This window comes from Pseudarthrobacter albicanus, assembly GCF_018224015.1.
Classification (GTDB): domain Bacteria; phylum Actinomycetota; class Actinomycetes; order Actinomycetales; family Micrococcaceae; genus Arthrobacter; species Arthrobacter albicanus.
This window is the reverse complement of the sequence record NZ_JAGPOT010000147.1, coordinates 1-5974: the sequence shown is the minus strand read 5'-3', so window position 1 is coordinate 5974 and position 5974 is coordinate 1. Positions and strand designations below refer to the sequence as shown.

The window sequence follows — 5974 nt, the reverse complement described above, 5'->3', positions numbered from 1 at the left end:
CGTGCCGCGGACCCTCAGGGTCCGCGGCACGTTTCTGTCTATCGATCGTGCCGTGTCCGGAGACGGATGCGGGCCCCAGCCCCTAGCGTTGAAGGATGTCGAAAGTGACCGGAGCCGTGGTTGACGTCGTTCTGCCGTGTTTGAACGAGAGGGGCGCCCTGGGGTGGGTGTTGTCCCGCATGCCGGAGGGGTACCGGGCCATCGTGGTGGATAACGGTTCCACGGACGGCTCCGCTGAACTCGCGGCGGGTCTGGGCGCGGTGGTGGTCCGTGAGGGCCGGCGGGGGTTTGGGGCCGCAGCCCATGCTGGCCTGCTCGCCGCAACGTCAGAGTTCGTGGCTTTCTGCGACTGCGACGGCTCACTCGACCCGGCCCTGCTGCCTGGGCTATTGGCTCCGGTCATGGACGGAGCCGCGGATTTGGTGTTGGGCAGCCGTCAGCCCCAGCGCGGGTCCTGGCCCCTGCACGCCCGCGCCGCCAATGTCGTCCTGGCGTGGCGGCTCCGGCGCTTGACCGGGGAACAGGTGACTGATCTCGGACCCATGCGGGCCGCACGCCGGGCTGAGCTGCTCTCCCTGGGTCTTGAGGACCGCCGCAGCGGCTACCCCTTGGAGATGTTCCTCAAGGCGAGCCTGCGCAATTGGCGGATCGTGGAGCTGCCCGTGCCCTATGCCCCGCGCACCGGCAAATCGAAAGTGACCGGAACGGTACGCGGAACGCTGACGGCGGTGCGGGACATGTCGGCCCAGCTTAAGGCGGCCGCCGCGGCTTCGTCGTCAGGACCGGTCCGGAATCCCGGCGGCAGCGAAGAACCTATATGAGGAACAGCACGGATCTGACAGTAGCGGTCATCGCCAAGGAATGCCTTCCCGGGCGAGTGAAGACCCGGTTGAGCCCCCCGCTGACGCCCGAACGGGCCGCCGCACTGGCGCAGTTGAGCCTCAGCCGCACCCTGGACACGGTCCGGCTGCTCCCGGCCCGGAGCCGGCTGCTGGTCATGGACGGCACCCCGACTGCCGCCGACGCCGAAGACTTCACCGTCGTCCCGCAATCTTCCGGCGGGCTGGACGAGCGTCTCGCTGCCATCTGTGATGCAGCCGCTGGTCCGCTCCTTATCGTCGGCATGGATACCCCTCAGTTCTCAGTTGAGGATGTGGCGCCGCTGCTCCAGGACTGGTCAACGCGAGTAGTCCTTCACGACGCGTGGATGGGCCCGGCCGCGGATGGCGGTTTTTGGGCACTCGCTCTTCGACACCCGGTTGGAGAGCTGATCCGGGGGGTGCCGATGTCCACCGGGACGACCGGGGCCAGCCAGTTCGCCCGGCTGTCCGCCGCAGGGCTACGTGTCGGAATACTTCCCGAACTGCGAGATATGGACCACTTCAGTGATGCACTCGAGATTGCCGTCGAGATTCCCGGAAGCGGCTTCGCCCATGCCGTGGATGAGGCTGCGCTCGAGGTGCGGCGCTCCGCACTCACCGCGGGAGCAACCCGATGACTGCCGTCGGCGTGGCTTCTGTCGCCAATTTTGGCCAGGGCCACAACGAGCCTTACGCCCGGGCGCTTGCGAACGGCTCCGGCACTCTCACGCTTCGCCCGCACAGCGTGGATCACCAGGCTGAGGCGGTGGACTTCGATGTGCGCAGCTGGTGCGAGGAGGCCAGCCCGCTGGAGCGTTCGCTGCTGCGAACCCTGCAGGGCCCGGTTCTCGACGTCGGCTGCGGGCCGGGAAGGCTGCTGGGCGCCGCACAGCGAATCGGTCTGACGGCCCTGGGCATTGATACCAGCGCTGAGGCGGTCGGTCGGGCGCGCGGGCGCGGTGCCCGCGCACTCGAACAATCAGTGTTCGCACCTGTGCCCCACTCCGGTCTTTGGCAGTCTGTCATTTTGTTGGATGGCAACATCGGCATCGGCGGAAGCATCACGTCCCTGCTGCGCCGATGCAGCCAGCTCATCGCCCCCAGTGGGACGCTCCTGGCCGAGGTGGAAGCCGAAGAGGACCTGGACGTCGTCTATTCCGCGGTGCTGGAGGACCAGAACGGGAACCAAAGCGAGCCGTTCCGGTGGGCCCGGACGGGCAGCGCGGGGCTCGTGTCCCGGGCACAGCGCAGCGGGTGGACCGTTAGCGCCATTGAACGCGTTCAGGGCCGCGTCTTTTGCCGCCTGTCGCTCGACAGCAGGCCGGACAGGACCCTAGGGTGAGGGCCGCTCCCCCCGCGTCACCAGGTGTATCCGGCACAAGGGTAAGGCTGTTCATCGTCTTGTCCGCGCTGTTCCTCGTGGCTGCGGCCTTGTTGTGGTGGATGGTGCTCCCCGGGAACCCGTTCGAATCTGCCCCGATTGTCGGCACCTGCCTTTTATGGGTGGTTCTCATCGCAGCCGTCCGCCTCTTGCGGCACGTGCCCCGGCGGCAGGTGGGCGCCCTGATCATCGCAGGCACGGTACTCCTCGGCCTGGTTGCGGTGGGAGCACCTCCCCGGACGAGCAATGACTCTGCCCGGTACGCGTGGGACGGGATCGTGCAGAAGGCCGGACATTCCCCCTATTCCTATGTGCCCGTGGATGAGACTCTCAGCAACCTGAGGCCGGGGTGGCTTTTCGCACCCGGCACTTTCGGACCCGATGGTAAGCCAATGTGTGCCAAGGACTTGTTCGGCACGGAGTCCGTCGCGGCCTTCGGCTTTCCCTCCGGCAATCCCCTGTGCACCGCCATCAACCGGCCCTACGTGCCCACGATTTATCCGCCCACGGCCGAAATCTACTTCCTTGGTGTCCGGGCCGCCGTCCCTGACTCGGTCGGATACCTTCCCTTCCAGTTCGGAGGGCTGCTCATCAGCGTGGCCGTCGGGATGCTGTTGCTCGGCGCCCTGGCAAAACGCAACCTGCCACTGCACCTCGCCGCCCTCTGGGGCTGGAGCCCGTTCGTCCAGCTCGAGGCCGTGAACAACGCCCACGTTGACCTGCTGGGCGCCTCCTTGATGCTGGCCGCCGGAATGCTGCTGGCCGGCGGCAAGCCCTTACGTTCCGGAGTAGCCTTCGGCGCGGCCGTGGCAACGAAACTCATTCCGGTCATTGCAGCCCCCGCGTTGTTGTTCCGGCGCCCGGTACGCTTCATCGCCGCCGCGGTCCTGACTTTCATCCTGCTGTACGTGCCGTATCTGGCAGCGGCCGGGGCCGGCGTTCTGGGTTTCCTGCCCGGCTATCTCAAAGAGGAGGGCTACAGCCAGAGCGGCGGAGTCCGGTTCGGCCTCGCACAGATCGTCTCCGCCGGCCCCTGGCCCCCGGTGCTCAGCGCCGCCGCACTGGCCGTCGTTGCTCTGGCCGTGCTGCGGCAAACACGCGCAGCCAATGTCTGGGAGCAGCAGACCGTCATGATCGGGCTGACGCTGCTCATTGTCAGCCCGAACTACCCTTGGTATGCGCTGATGCTGCTGCCGTTCATCGTCCTGAGCCGGCGATGGGAGTACGTGGGGGTGATCCTTGCCCTGGACTTCATCTACATGGTCCCTACCCTCGCACCCTTCAGCGAGCCACTGGATCAGATCGTGCTTCTCATGGCGGCCGCAGCCATCGCCGCAGGGGCCTGGCTGCGGCGCCGCGGCGAGTTGCGACTGGCCGCCGTCAACGGCCTCCGGTCCGCGGCACCGGGCCAGGTGGTTTCAACCCAGTGAACGGCACCCGTCCCCCCCACCACCCGTACCCCCGAATGACAGGATTGCACCATGGACACAGCATTTCCCGACGCGCCGCAGCCGCGCATCGGCATCATCGGCGGCTCCGGCACCTACCGGCTCCCCGGCGCAACGGTCCTCGCCACCGTCGACGTCGACACCCCCTACGGGCCGCCCTCGGGGCCCGTGACGCTCGCCGACGTGGCCGGACGGACCGTCGCGTTCCTCCCCCGCCACGGCGGTGACCATTCGCTCATGCCCCAGAAGATCAACTACCGCGCCAACCTCTGGGCACTCAAGAACCTCGGCGTCGAGGCGGTGCTCTCGTCCTCGGCCGTGGGCGGGCTGCGGGAGGGCTTCGGACCGGAGACCTTCGTCGTGACCGACCAACTGATCGACCGCACCTGGGGACGTGCCGACACATTCTTTGACGGCACCGTCGTCGACGGCGTCGCCCCCGCCGGCGTCCAGCACCTGCCGGCGTCAGAACCGTTTTGCCCGGCTCTGCGTTCACACCTGGACGCCGCTCTGGCGGCGCATCACCTTCCCTACGCCCGGCAAGGAACGGTCGTGGTGATCAACGGACCGCGCTTTTCAACGAAGGCCGAGTCGGCCTGGTACGTGACCGGCGGTGCCGACATCATCAGCATGACCCAGTACCCCGAACCCGTTCTGGCCGCCGAATTGAACATGGGTTTCGCCAATCTGGCCTTCATCACCGATTCCGATACCGGACATGACGGTTCCGATCCGGTGACGGCCAACGCTGTCTTCTCCCGGCTCAAGGACGCCCAGCGGAATGTCCTGGCTGTCCTCGAAGCGACTGTCGCAGCGATCAGTGAAGACTACTCCGCCCGGCCGCTGATGGACCCGGAAGCCGTGGACCGGATCATGGCACTCCCCGCCGTCCGGGAAGCTGCGACCATCTGATGAGACTCCTCGTCACCGGCGGCGCCGGCTTCATCGGTTCCCACATCGTCGACGCAGCCCTGGCCCGGGGCTGGTCCGTGCGGGTCATGGACTCCCTGGACCCCGGTCTTCACCCCCGGCCGCCGCTCTTTGACCCGCAGGTGGAGTTTGTGATCGGCGACGTCACGGACGCGGCCACGGTCGATTCAGCATTGCAAGGCATCGACACCGTCTGCCACCAGAGCGCGAAGGTCGGGCTGGGGGTCAGCTTCGCAGACGCGCCGGACTACATCCGCAACAACGACTACGCCACGGCCGTCCTGCTGGCCGCCATGGAGCGCCGGAGCATCACCCGCCTGGTCCTGGCCTCCTCGATGGTGGTCTACGGCGAGGGCGCCTACACGGACTCTGAGACTGGCCTGCCCGCCAGGCCCGGTCCCCGCGCCGAGGCCGACCTGCGCGCCGGCATCTACGATCCCCGCAACCCGGAAACAGGAGACGTCCTTGTCCCCGCGATGGTCACCGAGGAAGCGCCCCTTGATCCGCGGAACGTTTACGCGGCATCGAAAGTCAGCCAGGAGCACCTTGCCGCCGCGTGGGCACGCAGCACCGGCAGTGCGGCGGTCGCCCTGCGCTACCACAACGTTTATGGCCCCAGGATGCCCCGGGATACGCCCTACGCCGGTGTCGCTTCCCTGTTCCGCTCGGCCCTGGCCCGGGGTGAGGCGCCGCGGGTCTTCGAAGACGGCGCCCAGCGGCGCAGCTTCATTCACGTCCGGGATGTCGCCGCCGCGAACATCGCCGCAGTCAACTCGCTCTCCTCCGGAGGAATCGGTGGCTTTCGTGCCTATAACGTCGGTGCGGACGAGGTACGGACGATCGGTGACGTGGCCGCGGCACTGAGTAGATTCAGCGCCGGTCCGGCCCCCATCGTGACCGGTGAGTACCGGCTGGGCGACGTCCGCCACATCACGGCGTCCTCCGAGCGCATCAAGGCGGAGCTGGGCTGGGCTCCGGCCGTGGGCTTCAGCGACGGCATGCAGGAATTCGCCGCCGCTCCCCTGCGCGGCGAACCAGGCTGACGCGTCCCAGTGGATATCAACAAGTGATCATCGGCGCGGGCCGCGCACTGATGGAATGTGTGCCTGTCGTGCTTCACTCATGATCCTCTGCCGGGCCGTCATCAATGCCGCCCGACGCCGTGGGCATGGGAGTGTCTGCGCCGGCTGATGCCGCCGCACGTGCAGGAACCGGTGTAACGGATTGATCACGGTTGGGGGGTACCCATCCGGGGCGGGTTTGTTGTCGAAGTACTCCTGACAGACAAACGCCGGCCCCGCCGGGGATTCATGGTTTTGGACCATGTCCCCCGGGGAACGGACAGGACCACCAAT

6 protein-coding genes are annotated in these 5974 nt (G+C 67.3%); all 6 read left to right on the top strand.

Annotated elements, in window-relative coordinates; translation table 11 throughout:
* Nucleotides 1-104 precede the first annotated feature (104 nt).
* From J9611_RS20785 to J9611_RS20760, 6 genes are read left to right on the top strand one after another with little or no spacing between them, the layout of a single operon-like run.
* Nucleotides 105-821: a glycosyltransferase family 2 protein gene (locus J9611_RS20785; RefSeq protein WP_307857171.1), complete on the top strand. Its 717-nt coding sequence runs from the start codon at nucleotides 105-107 to the stop codon at nucleotides 819-821.
* Nucleotides 818-1498, top strand: coding sequence for a TIGR04282 family arsenosugar biosynthesis glycosyltransferase (locus tag J9611_RS20780; protein WP_211883026.1), 681 nt, complete (start codon nucleotides 818-820; stop codon nucleotides 1496-1498). The genes J9611_RS20785 and J9611_RS20780 overlap by 4 nt, the downstream gene beginning before the upstream one ends.
* Nucleotides 1495-2202: a methyltransferase domain-containing protein gene (locus J9611_RS20775; RefSeq protein WP_211883024.1), complete on the top strand. Its 708-nt coding sequence runs from the start codon at nucleotides 1495-1497 to the stop codon at nucleotides 2200-2202. Before J9611_RS20780 ends, J9611_RS20775 begins: the two co-directional genes overlap by 4 nt.
* A 59-nt stretch (nucleotides 2203-2261) precedes the next feature.
* Nucleotides 2262-3671 carry a glycosyltransferase family 87 protein gene (locus tag J9611_RS20770; protein WP_211883022.1) on the top strand — a complete coding sequence of 470 codons (1410 nt, stop codon included), beginning with the start codon at nucleotides 2262-2264 and terminating at the stop codon, nucleotides 3669-3671.
* A gap of 51 nt (nucleotides 3672-3722) precedes the next feature.
* Nucleotides 3723-4601: an MTAP family purine nucleoside phosphorylase gene (locus J9611_RS20765; RefSeq protein ID WP_211883020.1), complete on the top strand. Its 879-nt coding sequence runs from the start codon at nucleotides 3723-3725 to the stop codon at nucleotides 4599-4601.
* The gene (locus J9611_RS20760) at nucleotides 4601-5662 is read left to right on the top strand and encodes an NAD-dependent epimerase/dehydratase family protein (protein ID WP_211883018.1); all 1062 of its coding nucleotides are present in this window, start codon (nucleotides 4601-4603) and stop codon (nucleotides 5660-5662) included. The genes J9611_RS20765 and J9611_RS20760 overlap by 1 nt, the downstream gene beginning before the upstream one ends.
* The last annotated feature ends 312 nt before the right edge of the window (nucleotides 5663-5974 follow it).

Bases quoted from the DNA above. Each gene is read 5' to 3' on its own strand.
- J9611_RS20775 (WP_211883024.1), top strand. From the start codon at position 1,495: ATGACTGCCGTCGGCGTGGCTTCTGTCGCCAATTTTGGCCAGGGCCAC.
- J9611_RS20760 (WP_211883018.1), top strand. From the start codon at position 4,601: ATGAGACTCCTCGTCACCGGCGGCGCCGGCTTCATCGGTTCCCACATC.
- J9611_RS20765 (WP_211883020.1), top strand. From the start codon at position 3,723: ATGGACACAGCATTTCCCGACGCGCCGCAGCCGCGCATCGGCATCATC.
- J9611_RS20780 (WP_211883026.1), top strand. From the start codon at position 818: ATGAGGAACAGCACGGATCTGACAGTAGCGGTCATCGCCAAGGAATGC.